The following is a 26,578-nucleotide window of genomic DNA, read 5'->3' as shown; positions in this document are numbered from 1 at the left end:
TTCCATAACAAACCCCAAAACATTAAAACAATGAAAGCTAAACTATTCTGGATAAGAATTTTAGGGATTTCGGGGATATTGGGAGGGCTAATTCTATTTGCTGGTGATATGCTTCTGTACTATGACCCCGTTAACATGAGCCTAAAACAGAATATGGGAAATGCTTCGGACCTTAGAATCACTGCTAGTGGCGTATGTGCATTATTCGCAACTTGGTTTTATATGCTTGGATTAGGTCAAGTGTATTATGCTTTTAAGCATACAAAATATGTTTTAAGACTAAGTGTTACAATGTTATTCGGAAGTATTTTAATAGCATTTGGAATAGTCCATGGAGCTTTTATTGCTATAGCGACTACAGCCAAACTTGCTACAGAACACAGCATTAACATCAAAGACGCAGCAGTGTTACTTTCAGAAAACATAAATGAAACTATTAGGCATTTGTTTACCCTCTTGTAACAATACTATCCATTCTTTTTATCGTTCAAGTCTGGAAAAGAAAAACTTTATACCCTAGATGGATAATATTCTTTTTCCCTCTTATTCCTTTTTTACTTGAAAGTTTGGTTACAAAATATTTACCAAATAATATTTGGATTATCGTTAAAGGAGGATACTTAAATTTAATCTTGGTTGTTTTTTTTACAGCATCTACAATTGCCTTGTGGAACAACAAAAAGCTAAACTAAATACTGTCTACTGCCACTGAATACTGAAAAATCTACTTACTACGCTGCCCTATAAACTTATGGGAATCAGATTTAAACAGCACATTAAAGCTAGTTAAACTCCCATAAATCCTGGTTACATACTGCTGTAAATCTATTTTACCCTGCTCATCTAAATCACTGGAATTTATGCGTTGTTCCATAACACGCAGCCTATCTCTCACCATGGTTATTTTATGGAAAAATTTATCAATAGGTAACTCATAGGGTTTTAAACTATCGTCTGCTGGTTGCAAAATAATCTTTCCGCCTTTATACTTATCCGCAATTGGAACAACTTCACTTACATCGCTCCATTTTTTTAAAATATCTACTAAACTCGTTTCGATATCATAGAAACTAACGGTGTCTAAATCATCATAGGCAGCTTCAATCACTTCAAATTCACTATCTAAATCTATTGTTTCCAAACCTTTATCAATAAAAGTAACCCAATAGTGTTGAGATGTTACATTGGTAATAACACCTTTACCATATTCGTTGTACTGTATTCTTGAACCTATTCCTAATAATTTCATGCTATTATTTTTCAAAATTTTGTGTACAATTATAATAAAACCAAGATAAAAGTTCACAGAACTTTAACAACTAAAATCGTAAATTAGCGCTTTTGCAAATTTATGAGCCAATTTGAGGAGTCTATAGAAGTAAAAGGAGCACGAGCCCATAATCTAAAAAACATTGATGTTTCCATACCAAGAGAGAAACTTGTCGTTATAACGGGTCTATCGGGAAGCGGAAAATCCTCTTTGGCCTTCGATACTATTTATGCTGAAGGACAGCGTAGATATATTGAAACCTTTTCGGCTTACGCCAGACAATTTTTAGGGGGTTTAGAACGACCTGATGTCGATAAAATAGATGGTCTCTCTCCAGTCATTGCAATAGAGCAAAAAACAACAAGTAAATCCCCTCGTTCTACCGTTGGTACCATTACAGAGATTTACGATTTCTTGCGCTTATTATTTGCGAGGGCTAGCGATGCCTTTAGCTATAATACGGGAGATAAAATGGTTAGCTATAGCGATGAGCAAATAAAAGAACTTATTCTTAAAGACTTTAAAGACAAGCGTATCAATATATTAGCTCCAGTAATTAGGTCTAGAAAAGGACATTACCGTGAGTTATTTGAACAAATAGGAAAGCAAGGTTTTGTTAAGGTAAGAACAGATGGCGAGATTCGCGATATTGTAAAGGGTATGAAACTGGACCGTTACAAAACCCATGATATTGAAATTGTAATAGACAGATTGGTCGTTAACGATACTATTGATAACGACAAAAGGCTAACCGAAACTATCAATACCGCCATGTATCATGGGGATGATGTACTTTTGGTCATTGACCAGGACACCAATAAATCACGCTACTTTAGTAGAAATTTAATGTGTCCGTCCTCAGGGATTTCATACCCAAATCCCGAACCCAATAATTTTTCGTTCAATTCGCCCAAAGGTGCCTGCCCTACCTGTAATGGTATTGGAGAGTTGTACAAGGTGAATATCGATAAAATTATTCCTGACGATTCGCTTTCTATTGCAAATGGTGCCATTGCACCTCACGGACCACAAAAGAGCAGCTGGATTTTTAAACAATTTGAAACCATAGCACAGCGTTTCAATTTTAAACTCACAGACCCTTATAAATCCATTCCGAAAGAAGCCAAAGAAATGATTCTTTATGGCGGTAAAGAAAAATTCTCTGTAGCCAGTAAATCGCTGGGGGTAACGCGTAACTATAATATCGATTTTGAAGGTGTAGCTAACTTCATCGAAAATCAATACAAGACCGCAGAATCTACATCTTTAAAACGATGGGCAAAGGATTATATGGATAAAATTAAATGTCCGGATTGTGAAGGTAGCCGTTTAAAAAAGGAATCGCTTTACTTTAAAATAAATAACAAAAACATTGCTGAACTCGCTAATACAGATATCGCTGAATTAGCAGATTGGTTTAATGATTTACATAACCACCTCTCGGAAAAACAGATAAAGATTGCTGAAGAAATACTCAAGGAAATTAAATCCAGACTTCAGTTCTTACTAGATGTTGGATTAACTTACCTTACGCTTAATAGAAGCTCTAAATCCCTATCTGGGGGTGAGGCACAACGCATTAGGTTGGCCACACAAATTGGTTCGCAATTGGTGGGCGTGCTCTATATACTGGACGAGCCCAGCATTGGTCTACACCAACGCGATAACGAAAAACTAATTAATTCTTTGGTTTCGTTACGCGATATTGGTAATTCTGTGATTGTCGTAGAACATGATAAAGACATGATAGAGCGTGCCGATTATGTAATTGATATAGGTCCTAAAGCAGGAAAACATGGAGGTGAAATTATTAGTATTGGTAATGTTAACGATTTAAAAACACACCATACATTAACAGCAGATTACCTTAACGGTACCAAAGCCATAGAAATCCCTAAAAAACGACGATCTGGAAACGGGAAGTTTTTGGAGTTGAAAGGGTGTACAGGCAACAACCTTAAAAACGTATCGGTTAAATTCCCATTGGGGAAAATGATTGGCATAACGGGTGTTTCAGGAAGCGGGAAATCAACTTTAATCAATGAAACCCTCTACCCTATTTTAAATGCTCACTATTTTAATGGCGTAAAAAAGCCAATGCCCTTTAAGAGTATTAAGGGCTTAGAACATATTGATAAAGTAATTGATATCAACCAATCACCAATAGGGCGTACACCAAGAAGTAACCCTGCAACATATACAGGAACCTTCAGCGAAATAAGAGCATTATTTGCTAAAACCCCTGAAGCTATGATTAGAGGTTACAAACCCGGACGTTTTAGCTTTAATGTAAAAGGTGGACGATGTGAGACCTGTCAAGGTGGTGGTTTACGTGTTATAGAAATGAACTTTCTACCCGATGTTTACGTAGAATGTGAAACCTGCCAAGGCAAACGTTTTAATAGAGAAACCCTAGAAATACGGTATAAAGGGAAATCGATTAGTGATGTATTGGAAATGACCATTAACGAGGCTGTTGATTTCTTTGAGCATATTCCAAAAATCTACAAGAAATTAAAGACCATTAAAGATGTTGGATTAGGCTATATCACACTTGGTCAACAAAGTACAACACTTTCAGGAGGTGAGGCACAACGCATAAAACTGGCTACCGAACTAAGCAAAAGAGATACAGGAAATACGTTTTATATCCTCGACGAGCCCACAACTGGACTTCACTTTGAAGATATTAGGGTGCTCATGCAAGTTTTAAACAAACTAGCAGACAAAGGTAATACTGTACTTATTATTGAACACAATTTAGATGTTATCAAAACCGTTGACCATATTATAGATATTGGCTACGAGGGCGGCAAAGGTGGCGGTCAAATTATAGTTGAGGGCACCCCAGAAGAGGTTGTGAAGCATAAAAAAAGTTACACTGCCAAATTCCTTAAAAAAGAATTACATTAGACAACAACTCTCAAGAGCTCGCTCTGAGAATACAGTAATAAATAAAAAACACATAAGACAATATGAGAAAAGAATTGCGACACAAAGGTTGGAACGAAATCAAAACAAACGATTCTTGGGCTATCTTTAAAATAATGGGAGAATTTGTAAATGGTTTTGAAAGCATGAGCAAGATTGGTCCTTGCGTATCAGTTTTTGGTTCGGCCAGAACAAAACCAGACCATAAATACTACAAACTAACCGTTGATGTTGCAGAAAAAATTGTTGAAGCCGGTTACGGCGTCATAACTGGTGGTGGACCAGGAATTATGGAAGCAGGAAATAAAGGGGCTCATTTAGCAGGTGGTACTTCTGTTGGATTGAATATTGAATTGCCTTTTGAACAGCACGACAATCCTTATATAGACCATGATAAAAATTTAGATTTCGATTATTTCTTTGTCCGTAAAGTCATGTTTGTTAAATATTCTCAAGGTTTTGTAGTAATGCCCGGAGGTTTTGGTACACTAGATGAGTTCTTCGAAGCACTTACACTCATTCAGACACATAAAATTGGTAAATTCCCAATCATTTTAGTCGGCACCGATTTTTGGAAAGGTTTAATGGATTGGATTAAGAGTACCTTGCTGGATACCTTTGGAAATATAAGCCCAAAAGATTTAGACCTTGTCCACTTAGTAGACACACCAGAAGAAGTTACTCAAATTTTAGATAAATTCTACGAACAATCACAACTAACCCCTAATTTTTAGTTAGGTGTTTTAGCCCCTAACTTGTTTAATAGTCATGTAACACTGTTTATAAAAAAAGGATAGTGCCTTAATTTACTATATTGCGAAGCCTTAAATTTTGAATTAACCTTAAATGTTACCTTAGTTTGAATATCCGATACTTAAATTTACTTATTTGCTTTTTAGCTTGTTTGTGGAGCTTTGGTCAAAATAAAATTGACCTCAGTGCGGATTTTAACATTCAGGGAAAAAAAATATCAATATCTCAAACCATTCGATATCAAAACACTTCGAATGACACCCTAAAAACCATTTACCTTAATAACTGGGCAAATAGTTTTTCTACAAAGAGCACTCCGTTAGCCGAAAGAATAGCAGAAGAGTTTAACAACAATTTTCATTTAGCAAAAAATGAAGACCGTGGTTATTCTATCGTTACTTCTATGAAACAAGATAACGAAGATATTTTTTATTGTGAACTTGAAAAGCATCCAGATGTTATTAAGGTAGAATTAAAAGAACCTCTTAAACCAGGTGAGTATTACGAAATCTCTTTAAAGAACATTGTACAAATTCCAAGTTCTAAATTTACGCGTTATGGAATAACTGATGATGGTAATTTAGATTTAAGATATTGGTTTATAACACCTGCTGTAAATAATGGAGAATGGCAATATTACAGCAATAAGGATTTAGATGATTTATTTATACCAAAACTAGATCTAAATTTAGAAATAAATTATCCTAATGGTTATTATTTAACCTCGAGTCTTGATTCAGAAAATATCATTCAAAATATTAAAAATCAACATATTAGACTTTATGGTAAAAATAGAGTTTGTAATAAACTTTTTTTAAGAAAGACCAAAGACTTCAATACTATAGAAAACAGTGATTTATCTTTAGTGTCGAGCGTTAAAGATGGTGGTCTAGAGGTTATTGATAAAGTACTAATAACCGAAAAGGTTTTAGATTTTATTAAACAAAATATAGGGGCGTATCCACACAAAAAATTATTGATTACTCAAATTGATTATGAAAAAGACCCCGTTTATGGACTAAACTTTCTTCCAAAATTTATTAAGCCCTACCCCAATCATTTTCAATATGAATTAAAGGTATTGAAACTAGCACTTCACAATTACCTTGAAAACACATTATTGGTCAACCCTAGAAAGGAACAATGGCTATTGGATGCTGCTCAAATTTTCTACGCCATGAAATATGTAGATTACCACTATCCAGACATGAAGTTTTTGGGTTCCATTGCCAATATTTGGGGGGTTAGATCCTTTCATATTGCTGATATGAAATTTAACGACAAATATATCTTGGCATTTATGCTTATGGCTAGGACCAACAGAGACCAGCCACTAACAATGTCAAAAGATTCACTTTTAAAATTCAATGCCAATATTGCTAACAAATACAAGGCCGGAGTAGGCTTAAGATATCTAGACGATTTCGTGAACCAGGATGTGGTAGAGCATAGCCTATCTAGTTTTATTAAAGACCACAAATTAAAACAGACCAGCTCAAAAGCATTTGAAACGTTTATAAAGTCCCAAACAAAAAAAGATATCGATTGGTTCTTCACCGATTATCTTGGAACAAGAAAAAAAATTGATTTCAAAATATCCAAGGTTTCAAAAACAACAGATTCAATAACCCTAACCATAAAGAACAAGCGAGATAATACAATGCCTGTTTCTTTATATACACTTTTAGACGATAGTATAATATCAAAACGTTGGATCGAAAATATAAGCGATAGTAAAACATTTACTATACCCCGGGATAGTGCCAACAAATTGGTACTTAATTACAACAAAGTTATACCGGAAATAAACATAAGAGACAACTGGAAATCCCTAAAAGGCTTTTTCTTTAATAACAAACCGCTTCAATTTAGACTGTTTCAGGATATAGAAGACCCGCATTACAACCAGGTTTTTTTCATGCCTGTGGCAGAATTCAACAATATTTATGATGGGCTCACCTTAGGAGCCAGAGTTTATAACAAAACTGTACTAAGAAGGCTTTTAAACTATAAAATTGAACCCCAATACGCCTTAAAGTCAAAATCCTTGACCGGTTCAGCAGCCATTTCCAAAATACATTACTTCGAAAATTCTAACCTGTACTATTTAAATTACGGCATTTCTGGAAGTTATTCGTCTTATGCCGAAGATCTTTTCGTTAGAAAAATAATCCCATCACTTACGTTTTTATTCAGGGAGAGCAACGATTTAAGATCAAATAAAAGAAAAGCTTTAGTATTTAGATATATAGACATCAATAGGGATAAAGATGAAAATAATATTTTCACATCTACAGAACCTAATTATAGTGTGTTTAATGCCCGTTATACCCATTCTAATGATAATTTGATAGATTTCACCAAGTGGTCTACAGATTTTCAGCTTGGAAAAAACTTCAGTAAAATAGCCTTCAATTATGAATACAGGAAGCTTTTTGAGAGTAATAGACAAATAAATTTACGTTTGTTTACAGGTGCTTTCCTGAAAAACAACACCGATTTAGACACTAATTTTTTCAGCTTCGCTCTTGATCGCCCTACCGATTACTTATTTGATTTTGCCTACTTGGGTAGGTCTGAAGACTCTGGAATTTATAGTCAACAATTCATAGCTGCCGAAGGTGGTTTTAAATCAAAACTAGAAACCCCATTTGCAAACCAATGGATATCTACTTTAAATCTGAGCACATCCATATGGAGGTATATATTGGCTTATGGGGATATAGGTGTTGTTAAAAACAAATTTGACTCTGCTAAATTCGTATACGATTCCGGTATAAGGTTAAATCTAGTAACCGATTATTTTGAGATTTACTTCCCGATTTATTCAAGTCTTGGATGGGAAATAGGGCAACCCAACTATGATCAAAAGATTAGATTTAAATTCACTGTAGACCCACAGGTTTTGCTGGGTCTTTTCAGAAGAAGGTGGTTTTAAAAAAGCTTCAAATTAATTTATTATCATTAAATCGACACTTTTAACCACAAATCTTTAAAAAAAGAATTGTTTTAAAGTCTATTTTTAATTTTTCATTAACAATTAAGAAGCCTCTATAATTGCACATAAGGTCAACATTAACTACTTTTGCAAAAGCCAAAAGCATCCTTATTTATGCAAAGTATTCCCGATTTAAAAAACATCTCATTCGAAGATTTTAAAGCAGAAGTAATTAAAGATTACAAAATTGCATTTAAAAGTAGAGAATGTAGTTTAATGGGAAGACGCGAAGTACTCACGGGCAAAGCTAAATTCGGTATTTTTGGTGATGGTAAAGAAGTACCACAGCTAGCCATGGCTAAGGCGTTCCAACTGGGAGATTGGCGTTCGGGATATTACCGAGACCAAACCTTTATGATGGCTATTGGGGAACTTACAGCAGAACAATTCTTTTCTGGACTGTATGCCAACACAAATCTTAAACACGAACCCATGTCTGCTGGGCGGCAAATGGGTGGCCATTTTGTAACACATAGTTTAGATGAAAATGGCAACTGGAAAGATTTAACCAAACAATACAACTCGAGCGCAGATATTTCATGTACAGCAGGACAAATGCCTCGCCTTTTAGGATTGGCACAAGCCTCTAAAATATACAGGGAATTAAAAGACATAAAGTCTACCAACTTCTCGGTTAATGGAGATGAGGTAGCTTGGGGAACCATAGGTAACGCGAGTACAAGTGAAGGGCTTTTCTTTGAAACAATAAACGCCGCAGGTGTATTACAAGTTCCTATGGTAATTAGTATTTGGGATGACGAATACGGTATATCCGTTCATGCCAAGCACCAAACCACTAAGGAAAATATTTCGGAGGTTCTTAAAGGCTTCCAAAGAGATAACGACAATGAAGGCCTGGAAATTTTACGAGTTAAAGGTTGGGATTATGCCAATTTGGTCGAAACTTTTCAAGAAGCCGGTGACATTGCACGAAAAGAGCATGTCCCAGTACTAATACATGTTGTAGAACTCACGCAGCCACAAGGCCACTCTACCTCTGGTTCTCATGAACGCTACAAAAACGCCGAGCGCCTAGAGTGGGAAAGACAACATGATTGTAATGCTAAAATGCGTGCTTGGATTATTGAAAGTGGCATTACAACAAACGAAGAGCTTGTAGAAATAGAACGCACCATAAAGAGAGAAGTTAGAGAAGCTAAAAAAACAGCGTGGGACACTTTTTTAAGACCTATATTACGTGAAAAAACAGATTTAGTTTCCCTACTTACCCAACTTGCTAATAAATCTGAAAACGGTGTTTTTATCACCAAAATCAAAGAGCAGGTTGCTGCTAATGATGAGCCAACAAGGAAAGATTTACTTTCCAGTGCTAGAAAAGCACTAAGATATACCATTAGTCATAATAGCAACGAAAAAGAAAAACTATCCCAATGGATAGATACTATTTTCAATAAAATGCAACCAAGGTTTAGTTCGCATTTATATTCAGAAACTGCACATGGAAACACCCGCATTGGTGCGGTAGAACCAACATATAATGATGATGCAGAGCTTGTTGATGGAAGAATAATCCTAAGGGATAATTTTGAAGCTATATTCAGTAATTACCCCGAAGCACTTGTTTTTGGTGAGGATACTGGAAATATAGGTGATGTAAACCAAGGTTTAGAAGGCTTACAATCTAAATTTGGAGAATTAAGAATTGCCGATACAGGAATTAGAGAACCCTCAATTATAGGTCAGGGCATTGGTATGGCACTTCGTGGTCTTAGGCCAATTGCAGAAATTCAGTATTTAGACTACATACTGTATGCCATGCAAACTATAAGCGATGATTTAGCTACTACGCACTACAGAACCAAAGGAAAACAAAAAGTTCCTTTAATTATACGAACCAGAGGCCATAGGCTCGAAGGTATTTGGCACTCGGGGTCACAGATGGGAGGCATACTGCACTTATGTCGTGGCATAAACCTGTTGGTACCTAGAAATATGACAAAAGCTGCAGGTTTCTACAATACGCTATTACAAGGAGACGACCCTGCCATAGTTGTAGAGTGTTTGAATGGCTACAGACTAAAAGAAAAAATGCCTAATAATCTTGGCCATTTAAAAACGCCGATAGGGGTTGTAGAAACCGTTAAAGAAGGAACAGACATAACCTTGGTATCCTATGGATCAACACTAAGAATTGTTGAAAAAGTTGCCAAAGAACTTTTAACTGTGGGTATCGATGCAGAAATTATCGATGTTCAATCCTTGCTTCCTTTCGATTTAAACCATGACATCGTAAAAAGTATTGAAAAAACAAACAGAGTCATGATTATTGATGAAGATGTGCCAGGAGGTGCATCGGCATATATACTAGATGAAATTTTAAGTAACCAAAAAGCATTTCAATTTTTAGATAGTGAACCTAAAACACTTACTGCTAAAGCACATAGACCTGCCTATGGTGATGATGGTGACTATTTTTCAAAACCATCGGCTGAGGATATATTCGAAGCTGTTTACAACGTTATGCATGAAGCTAGTCCTGTAGACTATCCAAAATTCAGATGATTTTAAAACAATATAATCTCGCAAGCCTTTCTTAACTCGAAAGGCTTTTTTTATTCTCAAAATATAATATGCTTTAAATGATAACCCCTATATTGTGATAAGAGATGAATATTACCGGAAAAGTATTTTAAATTCTACTACAGGATGAGCAAAACACCAAACCTAATAACCAGAGACTGGCTGGCAATAGAACGCACGAAATTAGCCAACGAAAGAACATTTCTAGCCTACTTTAGAACGTTTATTGTATTTCTTGGAACCGGAATAACTATTATAAAGTTAGAATTTTTCTCAGACCTTAAATCTTTTGGTATTATACTACTAATTATTTCGCCCGTAATTTTAATCATAGGTTTAATGCGATTAATCTACGTTAAACGCAGCATCAAAAAACATTACAAAATATAGATGAAAGCAGTATCGGTTAAAGAAATTAGACAAGAACTCAAAGACTTATCGCCTACAGAAATACAGAATATTTGCTTAAGGTTATCTAGATTCAAAAAAGAAAACAAGGAGCTTCTAACCTATTTACTATTCGAATCGCATGATGAAGCTGGTTATATTGAAAGTGTTAAAAACCACATAAATGAATCGTTCGAAATAATTAATACAGACAGCTATTACTACATTAGAAAAAGCGTTAGAAAGATTTTACGTAACGTAAAAAAATACATAAGATACTCGCAAAAGAAAGAAACAGAGGTGGAACTCCTACTCTACTTTTGCAAAAAACTAAAAACGTTTAAGCCAACCATAAATAAAAGTACACAGCTTCAAAACATGTATCTCCGTCAACTAAATTTGGCTAAAAAGCAGTTAGCAAACCTACATGAAGATTTACAATATGATTTTAATCTAGTAATTGAAGAATTAGAGGCATAACGCATTATACAAATCACCTCTGTTATTTGAATGCTACCCAGCAAAATTTTATATTTGCCTTCTTAAAATAGAAGTATACTTTATGAAGATTTCATATAATTGGTTAAAGCAATTCATTAAGATAGATTGGTCTCCCGAAAAAGCTGGGGAATTACTAACAGATTTGGGACTTGAGGTAGAAGGAATTGAAACATACCAATCGGTTAAAGGTGGTTTAGAAGGCGTAGTAGTTGGTGAGGTTTTAACCTGCGAAAAACACCCAAATGCTGACAAATTAAAGGTTACAACAGTTACTATTGGTGATAGCGAACCGTTACAAATCGTTTGTGGAGCACCAAATGTAGCTGCAGGACAAAAAGTTCCTGTAGCTACAATTGGAACGACTTTATATACAGAAGAAGGCGAAAGCTGGAAAATCAAGAAAGGAAAAATTCGAGGTGAGGAAAGTTTCGGAATGATTTGTGCCGAAGATGAATTAGGTCTTGGAAAATCCCATGATGGCATTATGGTTTTAGATGAAGACTTAAAAGTAGGTACACCTTGTGCTGAAATCTTCGATATTGAAAACGACCATATCTTTGAAATTGGATTGACCCCTAACAGAGCCGACGCTATGAGCCATTTAGGAACAGCAAGGGACTTAAAAGCTGGCTTGTTACAGAAAGATGTTAAGTTAGAATTAATTACACCATCGGTTAGTGCATTTAGAGTTGACAACCGTATGCTAAAGATGGATGTAGAGATTATCAATAAAGAATTAGCGCCGAGATATTGTGGTGTAACAATTTCAGGATTAAAGGTTAAAGCATCTCCTAATTGGTTACAGAATCGATTAAAAGCTATCGGACTAGCACCAATAAACAATGTGGTAGACGCGACAAACTATGTACTTCATGAATTAGGTCAGCCATTACATGCCTTCGATGCGGTTAAAATTTCGGGTAATAAAGTAGAAGTTAAAACATTAGAAAAAGGCACCAAATTCACAACATTAGATGGAGTTGAACGTGAGTTACATGAAGATGATTTAATGATATGTGATGCTGAAAAACCAATGTGTATTGCTGGCGTTTTTGGAGGCGAACATTCTGGAGTAACAGAAAGCACCACAAGTATTTTCTTGGAAAGTGCCTATTTTAATCCTGTATCTATACGAAAATCTGCTAAACGTCACGGTCTAAATACCGATGCATCATTCCGCTTTGAACGTGGTATCGATCCTAACATTACAGAATACGCCTTAAAGCGTGCCGCATTATTAATTCAAGAATTAGCAGGTGGAGAAATCACCAGTGAAATCACAGATATTTACCCGAACAAAATTGAGGACTTTCAAGTTCGATTGAGTTTTGAAAATGCCAAAAAATTAATTGGCGAGGAAATCCCAAGAGAAACGATTAAAAGTATATTAACCTCACTTGAAATTAAAGTAAATAATGTTACCGAAGCTGGTTTGGGGTTAACCGTCCCCGCCTACAGAAACGATGTGCAGCGCGAAGCCGACGTTATAGAGGAAATACTCCGTGTTTATGGCTATAACAACATAGGCACCACAAAAAAGTTAAACGCTTCTATTTCTAGCACTTCAAAGTTTGACGATTACAGAATACAAAATGTAGTAGGAGACCAACTCGTGTCTCAAGGATTTTTCGAAATTATGGCTAACTCCCTAACTACGGCAAAATACACCCAATTAACGGAGCAGTTAAACGACGAACACAATGTTAGTATCCTTAACCATTTAAGTTCAGATTTGGGTGTTATGCGCCAAAGTTTGTTGTTTTCTGGACTCGAAGCTGTTAGCTATAATATTAACAGAAAGAGAGATAATTTAAAGTTGTTCGAATTTGGTAAAACGTATCACCAATACGGAGATAATAGAGAAGAATTTAAGCATCTTTCGGTATTTGTAACCGGTAATCGCTCTGAAGTACGTTGGACTAACACTACTCAACAAAGTGATTTCTTCTTCTTGAAAGGAACCATTACTGCAATTTTAGACCGCCTTGGCTTATCCAGATATAATGTATCTCCTGTTAAAAGTGACATCTTTAGCGAAGGCGTTAGTTTGTCTCTAGGAAAACATAAGCTAGTAGATTTTGGACTCGTAAACAAAAAGATACTAAAGCAGTTTGGCATTTCTCAAAATGTACTATACGCCGATTTTCATTGGGATACAGTTTTAGACCTGGTTAAGCATAACAAAGTTAAATTTACCGATATTCCAAAATACCCAGCGGTTCGCAGGGACTTTGCATTGTTATTGGATGAGTCTGTTACTTTTGAAGCCATTGACAAAATAGCATCGCAAACCGAAAAGAAATTACTAAAGGATGTTGATTTATTCGATGTATACCAAGGTAAAAACTTGCCAAACGGCAAGAAGAGTTACGCTATAAGTTTCACGTTACAGGATGAAAATAAAACCCTTAACGATAAGCAAATAGATAAAATTATGAGCAAGCTTCAAGAAAACTTTGAAAAACAACTTGGTGCCGAATTACGTTAAAAACATATACATTCTGCTAATACTTCTTTTTGTGAATATTGGCTTAAGTTTTGGACAACAAGTTAAAACCAAGGGAAAAGACTCAATACAGGTTGGAGCACTTTTTAAGCATGATATAAAGTCGATAATAAAAAGTACAGGACATGCCTTTTCAAGGCCAGTACATTGGAAAGGTAACGATTTTATAAAATTAGGAGGTTTACTTGGAGGCACCATAGCATTGTCTGCCGCAGACGATGAAATCAATTCTTTTTTTTCCAGACAACGGGAAGACTTCCCCAGTTTAGTTAGGGACATAGGTTGGTATATGGGAAGTCCGCAAAACTATTTTATGGCCAACGCTGGTCTCTATGGTTTTGGTTTGTTAACTAAAAACGAGCAAATACGCCGTACCAGTGTTTTAATTATTTCTTCTACAATTACAACAGGAGTTATTACTTCTTTATTAAAAACTGGTGTTGGTCGTGCCAGGCCTGATATGGGATTGGGTAATTGGGGCTTTGAACCCTTTTCTAGTGAAGGTGGTTTCCACTCCTTCCCTTCTGGACATTCATCGCTTTCTATTACTATGGCACATGCCATTGCCAAACAGTTTGATAATACATGGGTGAAAATTGGAATTTATAGCATTGGCGCTATTCCACCGGTAAGTAGATTGGTAGACAACGCCCACTGGATTACAGACATTGCTTTTAGCACAGCACTAAGCATCATAGTTGTAGATAGTATTGATAAGTTCCTTAGTAAAAAAGAATTATATTCTGATAGACCTACCAAACCAAACAAGATTTCTTGGAATATCTCTTTTAGTACTAATAAAATAGGATTTACCGGTACTTTTTAACGACTCTTTTTTTTGAACATTCTATTACAAAATTCCACTAAAATTTCGTATATTTAAAAGAACACTTAAATTTATGCGTTATGACGGATTCTAACTATACAAAGGTTTTTACTGGAAGCTCCATTGTAGTACAACGTCTTAACATTGAGCTTCAAAACATTAATATCACTCCTGTAATTAAAGATGAAACAGAATCGGCTAGATTAGCAGGTTTTGGCGGCGGTATTATTCCTGGGTTTCAAGAAGTCTATGTTCACAACGATGAACTTGAAAAAGCTTTAACCATTGTCGAAGCATTTAATTCTGAACTTCAGGATTAAATTTTTAATTAGAAAAGGGAATTACATCTTAGTTGAAGATATTTGAGAAAGAGTAAAAAAACAACGTATTTCATATCTCTGATAGTGATATTTGGAATATCATGCTTAGTTTATAAAGGGTTTAGGAATTATAAAAAAAATGAAATAATTGAAGAATCAAATTCCTATATAATATTCTCTGACTCTAATTCTAAATTCAAAAAACTCACTTCCTCCGATTCTGAATATAAATCAAACAAAGCGTTGCTTAAAAAAATTGGCGGTATTAAAGACTCTATCATCACTATATTTCTCAATAACACAAAAGAAGAAGTTCTCTTTTTTGCTCTTGATAAAGACACCTTAGACATAAAAATTAGTAAAGAACAAGATTACTATTACTCATCGAAACTAGATAGAGGAGTTTACGACAAGAGATTCAATGATTTATTATTCATTTCACTAAAGCCTTTACTGTTGAAGAACGGAATAAACGAAATTGAAGTTTACACTTTAACACCAACTGAATACAAAAATATTCCACCACCTCCTGGAACAAAAACCAACTTTGAGTATTAATTGAAATAAAAATTCCACGATAGTTTATAACCTATAACAGGCAGGCTTTTACTACACTCTAAAAAATCAAACTACAGTTATTAAATTAAGAAAACTAAGCCGTAACGGAATACATTTTCTCTCTTAAGTCTTTGATCTTCTCGTCTTGCATGTACTCATCGAAAGTTGTGTACCTATCTATGACGCCATTAGGTGTTAATTCTACAACTCTGTTTCCTACAGTTTGGGCAAATTCATGGTCGTGAGTCGTGAATAAAATGGTGCCTTTAAAATTCTTAAGTGAATTGTTAAATGCCGTAATACTTTCTAAGTCCAAATGGTTAGTTGGTTCATCAAGTTGAAGCACGTTAGCTCTAATCATCATCATTCTACTAAGCATGCAACGTACTTTTTCCCCTCCAGATAATACATTAGATTTCTTTAAGGCTTCTTCACCGCTAAATATCATTTTACCTAAGAACCCTCGGATATTAACTTCTTCGCGCTCTTCTTCAGTTTTAGCCCATTGGCGCAACCAATCTACCAAGGTTAAATCGTTATTAAAAAACTCGCTATTATCTAATGGAAGATAAGATTGAGACGTAGTTACACCCCAAGCATACTTACCGGCATCAGCCTGTTCCTTACCATTAATGATTTGATAAAACGCTGTTGTTGCTCTAGAATCTCTAGAAAATACAACGACTTTATCGCCTTTAGCCAAATTAAGGTCTATATTTTTAAATAATAATTCACCATCAATAGATGCCTCTAACCCTTCAATATTCAATATTTGATCTCCGGCCTCTCGCTCGCGTTCAAAGATTATTGCTGGATAACGACGAGATGATGGTCTAATATCTTCGATATTAAGTTTATCAATCATTTTCTTTCTACTAGTGGCCTGTTTACTTTTAGCAACGTTTGCAGAAAAACGACGGATAAACTCCTCAAGTTCTTTCTTCTTTTCTTCGGCTTTTTTGTTTTGTTGTGCTCTCTGGCGAGCAGCCAATTGAGAGGATTCATACCAAAAGGTATAGTTCCCAGAAAAATGATTTATTTTCCCGAAGTCAATATCAGAAATGTGAGTACATACGGCATCTAAAAAGTGACGGTCGTGAGATACCACTATCACACAGTTATCGTAATTAGCAAGGAAATTTTCTAGCCACGTGATGGTTTCATAATCCAAATCGTTAGTAGGCTCATCCATGATCAATACATCAGGATTTCCAAAAAGTGCCTGAGCCAATAACACACGTACTTTTTGTTTACCATCTAAATCGCTCATCAAAGTATAATGGAAATCTTCTTTTATACCTAAGTTAGATAGCATAGCAGCTGCATCACTATCGGCATTCCATCCGTTCATTTCCTCAAATTGCACTTGGAGCTCTCCTATTTTTTCAGCATTTTCATCGGTATAATCGGCGTATAGCGCATCAATTTCAGTCTTAATGTCATACAATGGCTTATTTCCCATTAAAACCGTTTCTAACACTGTGTGGTCATCGTATAAGTTGTGATTCTGTTCAAGTACAGACATACGCTTTCCAGATTCTAAAGAAACATGACCAGAGGTTGCCTCCATTTTACCTGAAATAATCTTTAAGAACGTAGATTTACCGGCGCCGTTTGCTCCAATAATGCCATAACAATTACCCTGAGTGAATGTTGTATTTACTTCATCAAAAAGAATACGTTTTCCAAATTGAACCGAAAGATTTGATACCGATAACATAAGTGTGCTTTATTTTTTTGCAAAAGTAGAAAAATGAATTGGTAAGTTGAAACTTAAATCATCTATTTTTAGCTGCTTAGAATGTTGTTTAACTTAACATTTTCAATATTTAACAGGCCATTAACAACAGGTTATTGGTACAACACATATTTTTGTTTGGTGCTATAATAGCTAGCAAACAGATGATATGAAATTTAACATTGTAGGAATACTAGTTTTGGTTCTAACAATCTTTGGATGTAGAACAGATAACTCGGATGCCTCTAAACTGAGTGCTTACCTTGGGGGAGAAATTATTAATCCTAGTTCCAAATATATAATTCTTGAAAAGGACAATATTGTAATCGATTCCATTAGACTTGATGGTAGAAACCGCTTTATGTTCAAAATAGATACTGTCACTCAGGGCATGTATACTTTTGTTCATGGCATAGAAAACCAAGTTTTTTTAATTGAGCCAGAAGATAGCCTACTGTTTAGATTGAACACTTTGGAGTTCGATGAATCTTTGGTGTACACAGGAAAAGGGGCTAAAAAAAACAATTACTTTATTAATGAGTTCTTGGAAAATGAAAAAGAAGAAAAACACATTTTAAAACTTTGTCAATTAAACCCAATTGCTTTTGAAAAAGGCGTTGATTCACTAAAACAAAAAAAACTAAAGCATTTAGACCATTTTGTAGATAAACATAATCCGTCTGATCTTTTTAAAAAGATTGCCAATGCCAACATTAATTACCAATACTATTCATACAAAGAAGCTTATCCTTTAATTCAGTATGGTAAAAACAAATGTGATTTTTACAGCGAGTTACCCAAAACATTTTATAGCTATAGAAAAGACATAGATTACAATGATACTTTCTTTAAGAATTATCGCAACTACAAAATGTTTTTGAGGTATAACCTAAGTAACATATCACTCGAATCACACTCTAAACACAATAAAGCAAAAAAATTCGATTGGTTTTCCAGTTGCTATAACTTGGAACGCCTTCATATAATCGACAGTTTGGTTACCGATAGATCTCTTAAGGACGAATTACTTTATAAATATGCAATGAAGTATATCGCATTGAGTAATAACCCTGAAGGTAATGCCCTTATTTTAAAATCATTTATAGAGAAATCTAAAGATCAAACCTTACAAAACAAACTAACAAGTTATGCCAATGCTTTAAAAACGTTTGAAGCTAACACGCACCTTCCTTCTTTTAATGTACTAGATTACGACAATAATATTTTTGATTTTAGCGCCTTAGTTAATTCCACGACCGTTATCAATTTCTGGTCACATGCACACTATCGTCATTTTAAAGAAAGCCAAGAAAAAATATCTAAACTCAAAAAGAGGTACCCAGAAGTTAAATTTATATCTATCAACATAGATGATTTCGGTTTAGAAAAAACAAAACAAACATTAAGGAAATCCAATTGTAGCTTTTACGACCAATATGTATTCAAAACTCCTGATGTTTCAAAAAAGACACTTGCTATTTATCCAATGACTAAAACTATCGTTATTGATAAAAACAAGAAAATCGAAAATCACAATACCAATATCTTTTCTGGTAATTTTGAGCAACAGTTATTGGGCATGTTAAATAGATAACATCCTCTATCTTACCACTATTGTATAAACTTTTGAAGTTGTGTTTGTACACAGCGGGGCATGGTATATTTCGTTACCAAATTCATCAAAATAAAACTCATTTAACGCGACAACATCCAGAGAAACTCTAATAGTATATCTTCCGGTTTCTTTTGGTATGCCTTCAATAATAATTCTTCGGTATTCATAAACTATATCTAAACCCTTGGGTACATTTCCAGAAACAGAAAAAAAGTAATCATAATCATTGTCGTTTGGTTCATTCTTTACTTCTGCAGTAATCGTTTCAAAGTAATAGGAATCCACTCTTGCAATATCCATATCGTTATTATGCAATTCTGGTCGAACGTTTATGATACATTCCAACACATCATCGCAGCTGTAAAAGCAAAATGTAATGCAAAAAACCAACAAAAGTGAATAGTATTGCTTCATGAGTTTAAGGTTTGAAACAGTACTATCAAATAATATACCAACTAGATTTTGTAGTGGTTCATGAGTAGCTTTTCATAGACCTTATCTGGCAGAATTCGTTTTAAAACTATTGAGAATTTCTGCATAAACTCCCCTACTTTATAATGTATTTTGGGATTAGGATTGTTGATGATTTTATAAACTTCCTTTGCCATTAAATTTGGGTCACTTCCAGAATCTACATGGGTATTCATTAAATCCAATGTATTGCTATAAGGTGTCTTATAAGGAGAATCATCTAATAAAGGGGCGTGATACCTACCCGCAGCAATGTTGGTCGCAAAATCACCAGGGGCTATATTGGTCATTTTAATATTAAAATCTTTAAGCTCCATTCTAAAGGCTTCGGTAATCAATTCTAAAGCGCCTTTACTAGCACTATAAACACCTCTATATGGAAGTCCCATATAACCAGCAATAGATGTGACATTGATTATCAAACCATCGCCTTGTTTACGCATTTGGGGCAATACTGCTTTAATAACATTTATGGGGCCAAAAAAATTAGTTTCGAAATTATTCTTTATTTCTTCTTCAGGAATTTCCTCAATGGGTCCTGTAATGCCTGCTCCGGCATTGTTAATTAAAACATCTAATCGCCCTTCATTTTCAATAACCTTTGCTACTGTACTGTTTATGGTTAGCGAATCCTTAACATCTAGAGCCAAGATAGGGAATTTACTATCTAAATATTTATCTGGATTCCTGCTAGTACCGTAAACCTTATAATCTCTATCGGCTAAATATTCTCCAATAGATTTACCAATTCCAGAGGAGCCTCCGGTTATCAAAACAACTTTAGACATAATACTGCGAAATTATAATTTTCAAAATACAAATTCCAAAACAATACAATTAAGCCAAAATTAAAAATATTAATATGACTATTTATTTTAGAAGTCCTTCCCTTTGGAAAGGATTTGGGATAGGCGCACAAAAAAAGGCAAGCTACCTACATCACACCGCTACAACCGTATACCTTTGCTGCGTTCCCGCCCTGGAGGATTCTACAGGAGCTGGTTGTGTAGGACTTGCCGGCTGCAAAGATACAACCTTTTAAAACTTTCACAATATTTTTCTAAACTGATTTTAAATAAATATCTTGCCCGAAATTTAAAACACCATGCCTCTACTCAAGTATCTCCTAATCATATTTTTAAGTGTATTTGTAATTTCTTGTGGTTCTAATATTACTGAGAAAAAAAAGGATTTTAAGATAAAAACCAATACTAAAAAAGGGAATATTTCTAACACTGAAGTGCTTAACCTATCTCTTCTAAATAAAAAAAATCATAAAACAGATTCTGTTGTTTATACCTTAGATGCAAAAAAAATTGGAGAAAGCACCAAGCTAAGTGATTTTAAACTGGGTAAGCAAACCGTTGAAGCTTCAATTTATATAGAGGGAGAATCGTTAAGTGTAACTACGCCCATAACTATTTTAAATAATACGCCTCCAAAACTTTATCATTACAAGATTCTTAATGAATACCCTCATGATATCACTTCCTACACGCAAGGTTTAGAATTTCACAATGGCTTTTTATATGAGAGCACCGGGCAATACAAAGAATCCAAACTCAGAAAAGTAGATTACAAGACCGGTGAAGTTCTTATAAATGTAGATTTAGGTGAGAACTACTTTGGCGAGGGTTTGACTATTTTAAATGACAAGGTTTTTCAATTAACATGGAGAGAAAATCAAGGTTTTGTTTATGATGTAAATACCCTTGAAAAACTAAGTAGTTTTAGATACGGCAACAGTAAAGAAGGTTGGGGCCTGTGTAACTACAACGGCAAAATTTATAAGAGTGATGGTACAGAAAAAGTATGGATTTTAAATCCTGAAACTTTAGTAGAAGAAGACTATATCCAGGTTTGTACCAATAAAGGAATGATTACCCAAATTAACGAAATGGAATTGATAGATGGAAAAATCTATGCAAACAGATATCAAAAAAATGGTGTGGCTATTATAAATCCAGAGAATGGTGCCGTACTTGGAGTTGTTGATTTTACACCACTAAAAGCACTCGTAACCCAACACCCTACCTTAGATGTGTTGAACGGCATCGCCTATAACCCTGAAACCAAAACCATATTTGTTACGGGTAAACGATGGGATAAACTTTTCGAAATTGAAATTACAGAATAGCGCTATTCTATTTTTGTGAAATAGTTTTAAAAGCTGCTAAACCAGATTTTAAAAACTGAGCATACTCCTTATCATCGGGAGTATAACCTACTGGTTTTCCTAACATTTGGGTTCCATCTGGAGTTAAAAGCACATAATAAGGTTGCGAATTAGACCTAAAGAACTGCGTTTGAAAATTGGCCCATTTATGACCATAATTTTTTAGCAGTCTTGTTCCTCCATTTACCCTGTTAACTTCAAGCTGTTCAGCTTTGGGTAATTCTTTTTTATCATCAACATAAAGTGAAACCACCACATAATCATTTTTTAAATGATAATCTATCTCTTGCTTGGGCCAAACATGCTCTTCCATTTTTCTACAATTTACACAAGCATAGCCTGTAAAGTCAAGCATTATGGGTTTATTGACTTCTTTAGCATAAGCTATACCCGCTTTTAAATCTTTGAACGTTTTAAGATTGTTCGTTGTTGTACTTGGTAACAACCAACTGTATCCTACAGGAGGTGCTAGACCACTCAACAAGGTTAAAGATGTAAACGTATTTGTTTCTTTGTTTACTCGAAATCCAGAAATCAAATAAATAGTAAAAGCTGCTATTAATACTCCCGTTGAAATTCTAAAGAACGATAACTTTTTTATGGGGGAATCGTGAGGGAATTTTACTTTTCCGAAAAGATATAATGCTAATCCCCCAAAACATAAAATCCAGATTCCTAAAAACGCTTCAATTTTTAATATGCCCCAATGCGCTACCAAATCGGCATTAGACAAAAACTTAAATGCCAATGCGAGCTCTAAAAAGCCTAGTACTACTTTGGTTGTATTTAACCATCCACCAGACTTAGGTAAGGCATTCATCATATTTGGGAACATGGCAAATAGTGCAAATGGCAATCCTAAAGAAACACCAAACCCCGCCATACCAGCTGTTAGCTGCCAAGCACCACCATCAGACGATAAAGAGCCCGCCAATAAAGAACCCAATATAGGCCCAGTACATGAAAATGAAACTATGGCTAAAGTTAAGGCCATAAAGAAAACACCAACTATACCGCCTACGTTTTCCCCTTTTGTTGTTTTGCTGGTCCAACTTTCGGGTAATGTTAGTTCATAATATCCAAAAAATGAAAAGGCAAAAAACACGAAAACAGCAAAGAATATGATGTTCAACCATATGTTTGTAGAAATCTCATTAAGAATGTCTTCATTAACAGAATCTAACAAATGAAACGGCACACTTAAAAGTAAATACACCAACAAAATAAAAACACCGTAAAGTACAGCCTTTCCTATTCCAGACCCTTTGCTTGTTCCACCTGTTTTTGTAAAGAAACTTACGGTTAGTGGTATCATAGGGAACACACAAGGTGTAAGTAACGCTAATAAGCCACCTAAAAAACCTAGCCCAAAAATCGTCCAAAGTGATTTAGAAGTTTTTAAATCGTTTTCTATAAGCGTGACATCTCCAGGCTCCATACCATAAAGCGTGTTGTTTGTAGTTGGGTTTTGCTCATTTACAACATTAGTTGTTTCAGAGATATCTTCACCTTCTAGAGAAAAAACAAAACGCTCATCTACCTGTAAACAAACACTTTTACATACTTGTCCAGTTAGTCGTAATGCTACTTGAGTTACCTCCTTGTTATTTAATATAATACGCTGCTTTAAGGTTGTTGAATTATCAAAATAGGTTTCATAAACTTCAAAAACATCATTGTATTTCTTAATTGTATCACTCTCTATGGCTTTCCCAACTAACTCGTAATCTGTAGTTTCAGTATCTTTTTCGATAAGTATAGGCAATGAACCGCCTTCTGCGGTATACTGAGAATATAAATGCCAATCTTTTTCAATTGCTGCATTTATAATTAAATCGTATTCTGTTTCAGAAATTCTTTCTACAGAAGTATTCCATTTTATGGGCTCAAGAATACCAATGGTTGGCTCATCACTTAGGTCTATTTTTAACTTACTAGGTTTTTCTATTTTAGTAGCGGCCTTTTTCTCGGGTATTTGATAAGTGAGGTTAACAGTGGTTGGTGGCAAACATCTAGAATCGTCACAAACCATAAAATCAACTGTTGCGTTTACAATCCTTGTACCGCTTTCAACTTTAACCTTTTGTTCAAACTGCGCTTTATCTCCAAAGTACGTAATCTCCATTTCAAAAATGGGATCATTGACTGTATAACCTTTGGGCTCTTTAGTTTCTCCTAACTTTTCGGCATTAGAATAATTAAAGGTTGTGGGTATTGGTCCACCATCTGGTACATGTTGGGAGTATAAGTGCCAACCTTCATCTATGGTAGCCGTGGTAATAAGTATATACTCATTTTCAGCAACCTCTTTTGTAGAAGTTTTCCATTTTACTGGTTCTAAAATTTGTGAAAAACTGTGTATTGTTGTCAACAACAAAAGGCATGTTAGCAGCTTTCTCATATATTATCTTAATTCTATTTTGCGATTTTACAAAATTATTGTTTCCAGCTTTAGTTTGGTGTTAAAAACTGTTATAATTTAAACAAGCACTAATTATTTTAAATAACTTAGTTTAGATTTTGTTTTAAAACCAAACTAATCAAATAACCCTTACATTTTGCAGTTTTACAATAATTTGTGTGATAAATTTCAGAAAAGAATTCAACTGTTAATTTATCTTTCCTTTATTCTTTTTTCTATTGTTGGCCTTAGTCAAGAAAAAAGTATTAGCATTACAGGAAAGGTTATAGAATCTTCAACAAATCAACCCATTGCTTTTGCAACAGTTTTAATTGTTGACCCAAGTACTTCTGAAAATATAAACGGTACAACAACAATGGACGATGGTGCTTTTAAATTAAACTCCAATATATCGAAATTCCATATTCAATTTAGCTTTATAGGCTATAAAACAAAAACCTTAAAAGATTTTGAAATAAAGCAGGGAAAAGTCCAATTAGGAACCATTTTTTTAGAAGAAGATTTAGAACAATTGGGTGAAGTTATCGTTGAAGCTGAAGTTTCTAAAACCCAATTTAAACTAGATAAGCGTATTTTTAATATTGGTAAAGATTTAAGCAGTACTGGCGCTAGCGCATTAGAGGTCTTAAACAATGTCCCTTCTGTAAATGTAAATATTGAAGGCGATATTAGTTTGCGTGGTAGTGAAGGTGTACAGATACTAATAAATGGCAAACCGTCTATTATTGCCAGCGACAGTGGCAATGCTCTTGGCACAATAACCGCAGATATGATGGAACGTGTTGAAGTTATTACCAATCCGTCGGCAAAATACGATGCGGAAGGTACCTCTGGTATCATAAACATTATTCTTAAAAAAGAGGAACGCAAAGGTCTCAATGGTTCAGCTAGTTTAAATATTGGCACACCGATAAATCAGAGTTTCGGATTAAGCCTTAACCGTAGAACTGAAAAATTTAATCTTTTCAGTCAATTGGGCGTAGGCTACAGAAAGCTACCCAATGATAGAAATACCATAAATAGGGATTTGACAAACAATTCTACCTTAACTTCTGAAGGTACAGAATTTAGAAATGAGAAATATTATAACATCGTTTTGGGTACAGACTATCACATTAACGAGAATAACGTGATTACCCTTTCTGGAAATTTTGCTTATGAAATTGAGGAACAGCCTTCTGAAACCCGTTTTAACTTCATTGACGATTCTGAAAACTCAAATTGGAGAAGAACTGAAGAGACAGAAGCAACCAATCCTAAATATCAGTATGAACTACAGTACAAAAAAGATTTTGAAGACCATAAAGACCACATGCTTATTTTTAGTGCTTTAGGCCGGTTTTTTGGAAAAGAACAATCCTCAGATTTCAATGATGAAACTTTATCTGGGACAAACCGGGACGCCGTACAAAAAACACGAACAGATTTTAAGGAAGCTAATCACACCTTTAAGTTTGACTATACTAAACCTTACAACGAAAAATTCACTTTAGAAACTGGCACCCAATATGTACTTAATAATGTTAGTAACGACTTTGAAGTACAAGATTTAATAAATGGTGTTTTTGTAATAGACTCCAACCAAACCAATGTCTTTGAATTTATTCAGAATGTACTTGGTGTTTATGGTACCATAGCATATGAAGGAGACAAATGGGGAATTAAAGTTGGCTTGAGAATAGAAAATACCGATTTGGAAACCCTGCTTAAAAATACGAATGAAAGCAATAATCAAAACTACTCCAATCTATTTCCCAGTTTTCATTCTTCTTACAAGTTTAGCGACAATTATTCGTTACAACTCGGGTATTCAAGGCGTGTTTACAGACCCCGACTTTGGGATTTAAATCCATTTTTCAATATTCGGAATAATTTTAATATTAGAACAGGTAATCCTGAGTTACGTCCAGAGTTTACAGACTCCTACGAATTAACTAATATTTACAGTTTAGGCAAAGCGACCTTTAATTTTGGGGTTTATTACAGATATACCACCGATGCTATAGAAAGACGTATATCAACTTTTGAAAATAATGTAAATACGTTTAAGCCATTAAACATTGGCACAACGAATGCTACGGGGATAGAATTCAACGGAAAATACCCCGTTAATAAATGGCTGATCTTTAATGGTGATTTTAACTATAATCTCTTTAACAGACAAGGTGATTTTAACGGAACTGCCATTGACTTTAATGCTAACCAATGGACCGGAAGGTTAACCTCTAAAATTAAACTACCAGCAGAGATAGACTTTGAGGTAACAGGCAATTATCAGTCTGGCACAGAAACCGTACAGGGAAGAGTTGCGGAAAATTGGTTTACCGACTTAGGTTTAAGAAAAAAAATATTAAAGGGTAAGGGCGTTCTCAATCTAAGTATTCGCGATGTTTTCGCTTCTAGAGTTCGCGAATCTGAAACCATTCAAGAGACCTTTTATCTTTTTAACAAAAGCCAAAGAGGGCGTTTTATAACCTTTGGATTTAGTTACGGTTTTGGAAAAGGAGAAGCTATGGAATATTCTGGTCAGCGCCGTCGTCGCTAAAACTTAAATAAAAGAGTATT

At 34.8% G+C, this 26,578-nt stretch carries 19 protein-coding genes and 1 other RNA gene; 14 read left to right on the top strand and 6 right to left on the bottom strand.

Features of this window, described 5'->3' with window-relative positions; translation table 11 throughout:
- The first annotated feature begins 30 nt into the window (after nt 1–30).
- The gene (locus M0214_RS12215; protein ID WP_248722846.1) at nt 31–462 is read left to right on the top strand and encodes a DUF6796 family protein; all 432 of its coding nucleotides are present in this window, start codon (nt 31–33) and stop codon (nt 460–462) included.
- A gap of 262 nt (nt 463–724) precedes the next feature.
- Here M0214_RS12215 and M0214_RS12210 read toward each other — a convergent pair whose 3' ends face one another.
- Entirely contained in the window at nt 725–1,249 is a 525-nt protein-coding gene (locus M0214_RS12210) for a hypothetical protein (protein ID WP_248722845.1), read from the bottom strand.
- A 102-nt stretch (nt 1,250–1,351) separates the two neighbouring features.
- Here M0214_RS12210 and uvrA point away from each other — a divergent pair, with 102 nt between their 5' ends.
- The 10 genes from uvrA to M0214_RS12160 all read left to right on the top strand — a co-directional run bounded on the left by uvrA (nt 1,352) and on the right by M0214_RS12160 (nt 15,591).
- Nucleotides 1,352–4,183, top strand: coding sequence for an excinuclease ABC subunit UvrA (gene uvrA, locus M0214_RS12205; protein ID WP_248722844.1), 2,832 nt, complete (start codon nt 1,352–1,354; stop codon nt 4,181–4,183).
- 62 nt (nt 4,184–4,245) lie between these two features.
- Nucleotides 4,246–4,935 (top strand): TIGR00730 family Rossman fold protein, encoded by a 690-nt coding sequence (locus M0214_RS12200; RefSeq protein WP_248722843.1) that lies wholly within the window; start codon nt 4,246–4,248, stop codon nt 4,933–4,935.
- Nucleotides 4,936–5,060: 125 nt separating this feature from the next.
- Nucleotides 5,061–7,892 carry a metalloprotease gene (locus tag M0214_RS12195; protein WP_248722842.1) on the top strand — a complete coding sequence of 944 codons (2,832 nt, stop codon included), beginning with the start codon at nt 5,061–5,063 and terminating at the stop codon, nt 7,890–7,892.
- A 174-nt stretch (nt 7,893–8,066) separates the two neighbouring features.
- A complete protein-coding gene (locus tag M0214_RS12190) occupies nt 8,067–10,475 on the top strand; it encodes a thiamine pyrophosphate-dependent enzyme (RefSeq protein WP_248722841.1) in 2,409 nt (802 codons plus the stop codon).
- Between the two features lie 144 nt (nt 10,476–10,619).
- Nucleotides 10,620–10,883: a DUF202 domain-containing protein gene (locus M0214_RS12185; protein WP_248722840.1), complete on the top strand. Its 264-nt coding sequence runs from the start codon at nt 10,620–10,622 to the stop codon at nt 10,881–10,883.
- Nucleotides 10,884–11,360: a hypothetical protein gene (locus tag M0214_RS12180; protein WP_248722839.1), complete on the top strand. Its 477-nt coding sequence runs from the start codon at nt 10,884–10,886 to the stop codon at nt 11,358–11,360.
- Between the two features lie 82 nt (nt 11,361–11,442).
- Nucleotides 11,443–13,869 carry a phenylalanine--tRNA ligase subunit beta gene (gene pheT / locus M0214_RS12175; protein WP_248722838.1) on the top strand — a complete coding sequence of 809 codons (2,427 nt, stop codon included), beginning with the start codon at nt 11,443–11,445 and terminating at the stop codon, nt 13,867–13,869.
- Between the two features lie 31 nt (nt 13,870–13,900).
- Complete coding sequence (locus M0214_RS12170) at nt 13,901–14,713, top strand: phosphatase PAP2 family protein (RefSeq protein ID WP_248722837.1); 813 nt, start codon at nt 13,901–13,903, stop codon at nt 14,711–14,713.
- A gap of 80 nt (nt 14,714–14,793) precedes the next feature.
- Nucleotides 14,794–15,033: a putative signal transducing protein gene (locus M0214_RS12165; protein ID WP_248722836.1), complete on the top strand. Its 240-nt coding sequence runs from the start codon at nt 14,794–14,796 to the stop codon at nt 15,031–15,033.
- Nucleotides 15,034–15,276: 243 nt separating this feature from the next.
- Complete coding sequence (locus M0214_RS12160) at nt 15,277–15,591, top strand: hypothetical protein (RefSeq protein WP_248722835.1); 315 nt, start codon at nt 15,277–15,279, stop codon at nt 15,589–15,591.
- A 94-nt stretch (nt 15,592–15,685) separates the two neighbouring features.
- Here the strand turns inward: M0214_RS12160 and M0214_RS12155 are convergent, their stop codons facing one another.
- On the bottom strand, nt 15,686–17,311 hold the full coding sequence (locus tag M0214_RS12155) for an ABC-F family ATP-binding cassette domain-containing protein (RefSeq protein WP_248722834.1): 1,626 nt from the start codon (nt 17,309–17,311) through the stop codon (nt 15,686–15,688).
- 187 nt (nt 17,312–17,498) lie between these two features.
- On the opposite strand from M0214_RS12155, the gene M0214_RS12150 reads away from it, so the two are divergent.
- Nucleotides 17,499–18,923, top strand: a complete 1,425-nt coding sequence (locus M0214_RS12150; RefSeq protein ID WP_248722833.1) for a peroxiredoxin family protein — start codon at nt 17,499–17,501, stop codon at nt 18,921–18,923.
- A gap of 6 nt (nt 18,924–18,929) precedes the next feature.
- Here M0214_RS12150 and M0214_RS12145 read toward each other — a convergent pair whose 3' ends face one another.
- The 3 genes from M0214_RS12145 to ffs all read right to left on the bottom strand — a co-directional run bounded on the left by M0214_RS12145 (nt 18,930) and on the right by ffs (nt 20,434).
- On the bottom strand, nt 18,930–19,358 hold the full coding sequence (locus tag M0214_RS12145) for a hypothetical protein (protein WP_248722832.1): 429 nt from the start codon (nt 19,356–19,358) through the stop codon (nt 18,930–18,932).
- A gap of 41 nt (nt 19,359–19,399) precedes the next feature.
- The gene (locus tag M0214_RS12140; RefSeq protein ID WP_248722831.1) at nt 19,400–20,203 is read right to left on the bottom strand and encodes an SDR family oxidoreductase; all 804 of its coding nucleotides are present in this window, start codon (nt 20,201–20,203) and stop codon (nt 19,400–19,402) included.
- 132 nt (nt 20,204–20,335) lie between these two features.
- Nucleotides 20,336–20,434: signal recognition particle sRNA small type (gene ffs / locus M0214_RS12135), an RNA gene on the bottom strand.
- Between the two features lie 86 nt (nt 20,435–20,520).
- Here ffs and M0214_RS12130 point away from each other — a divergent pair.
- Nucleotides 20,521–21,552: a glutaminyl-peptide cyclotransferase gene (locus M0214_RS12130; protein ID WP_248722830.1), complete on the top strand. Its 1,032-nt coding sequence runs from the start codon at nt 20,521–20,523 to the stop codon at nt 21,550–21,552.
- 7 nt (nt 21,553–21,559) lie between these two features.
- On the opposite strand, the gene M0214_RS12125 is transcribed toward M0214_RS12130, so the two are convergent.
- Nucleotides 21,560–23,962, bottom strand: coding sequence for a thioredoxin family protein (locus M0214_RS12125; protein ID WP_248722829.1), 2,403 nt, complete (start codon nt 23,960–23,962; stop codon nt 21,560–21,562).
- A 187-nt stretch (nt 23,963–24,149) separates the two neighbouring features.
- Here M0214_RS12125 and M0214_RS12120 point away from each other — a divergent pair, with 187 nt between their 5' ends.
- On the top strand, nt 24,150–26,558 hold the full coding sequence (locus M0214_RS12120; RefSeq protein ID WP_248722828.1) for an outer membrane beta-barrel family protein: 2,409 nt from the start codon (nt 24,150–24,152) through the stop codon (nt 26,556–26,558).
- The last annotated feature ends 20 nt before the right edge of the window (nt 26,559–26,578 follow it).

It is taken from the genome of Seonamhaeicola sp. ML3 (assembly GCF_023273855.1).
GTDB lineage: Bacteria > Bacteroidota > Bacteroidia > Flavobacteriales > Flavobacteriaceae > Seonamhaeicola.
Note: the sequence above shows the minus strand (reverse complement) of the source record. Positions and strands in the feature narration are given on the sequence as shown.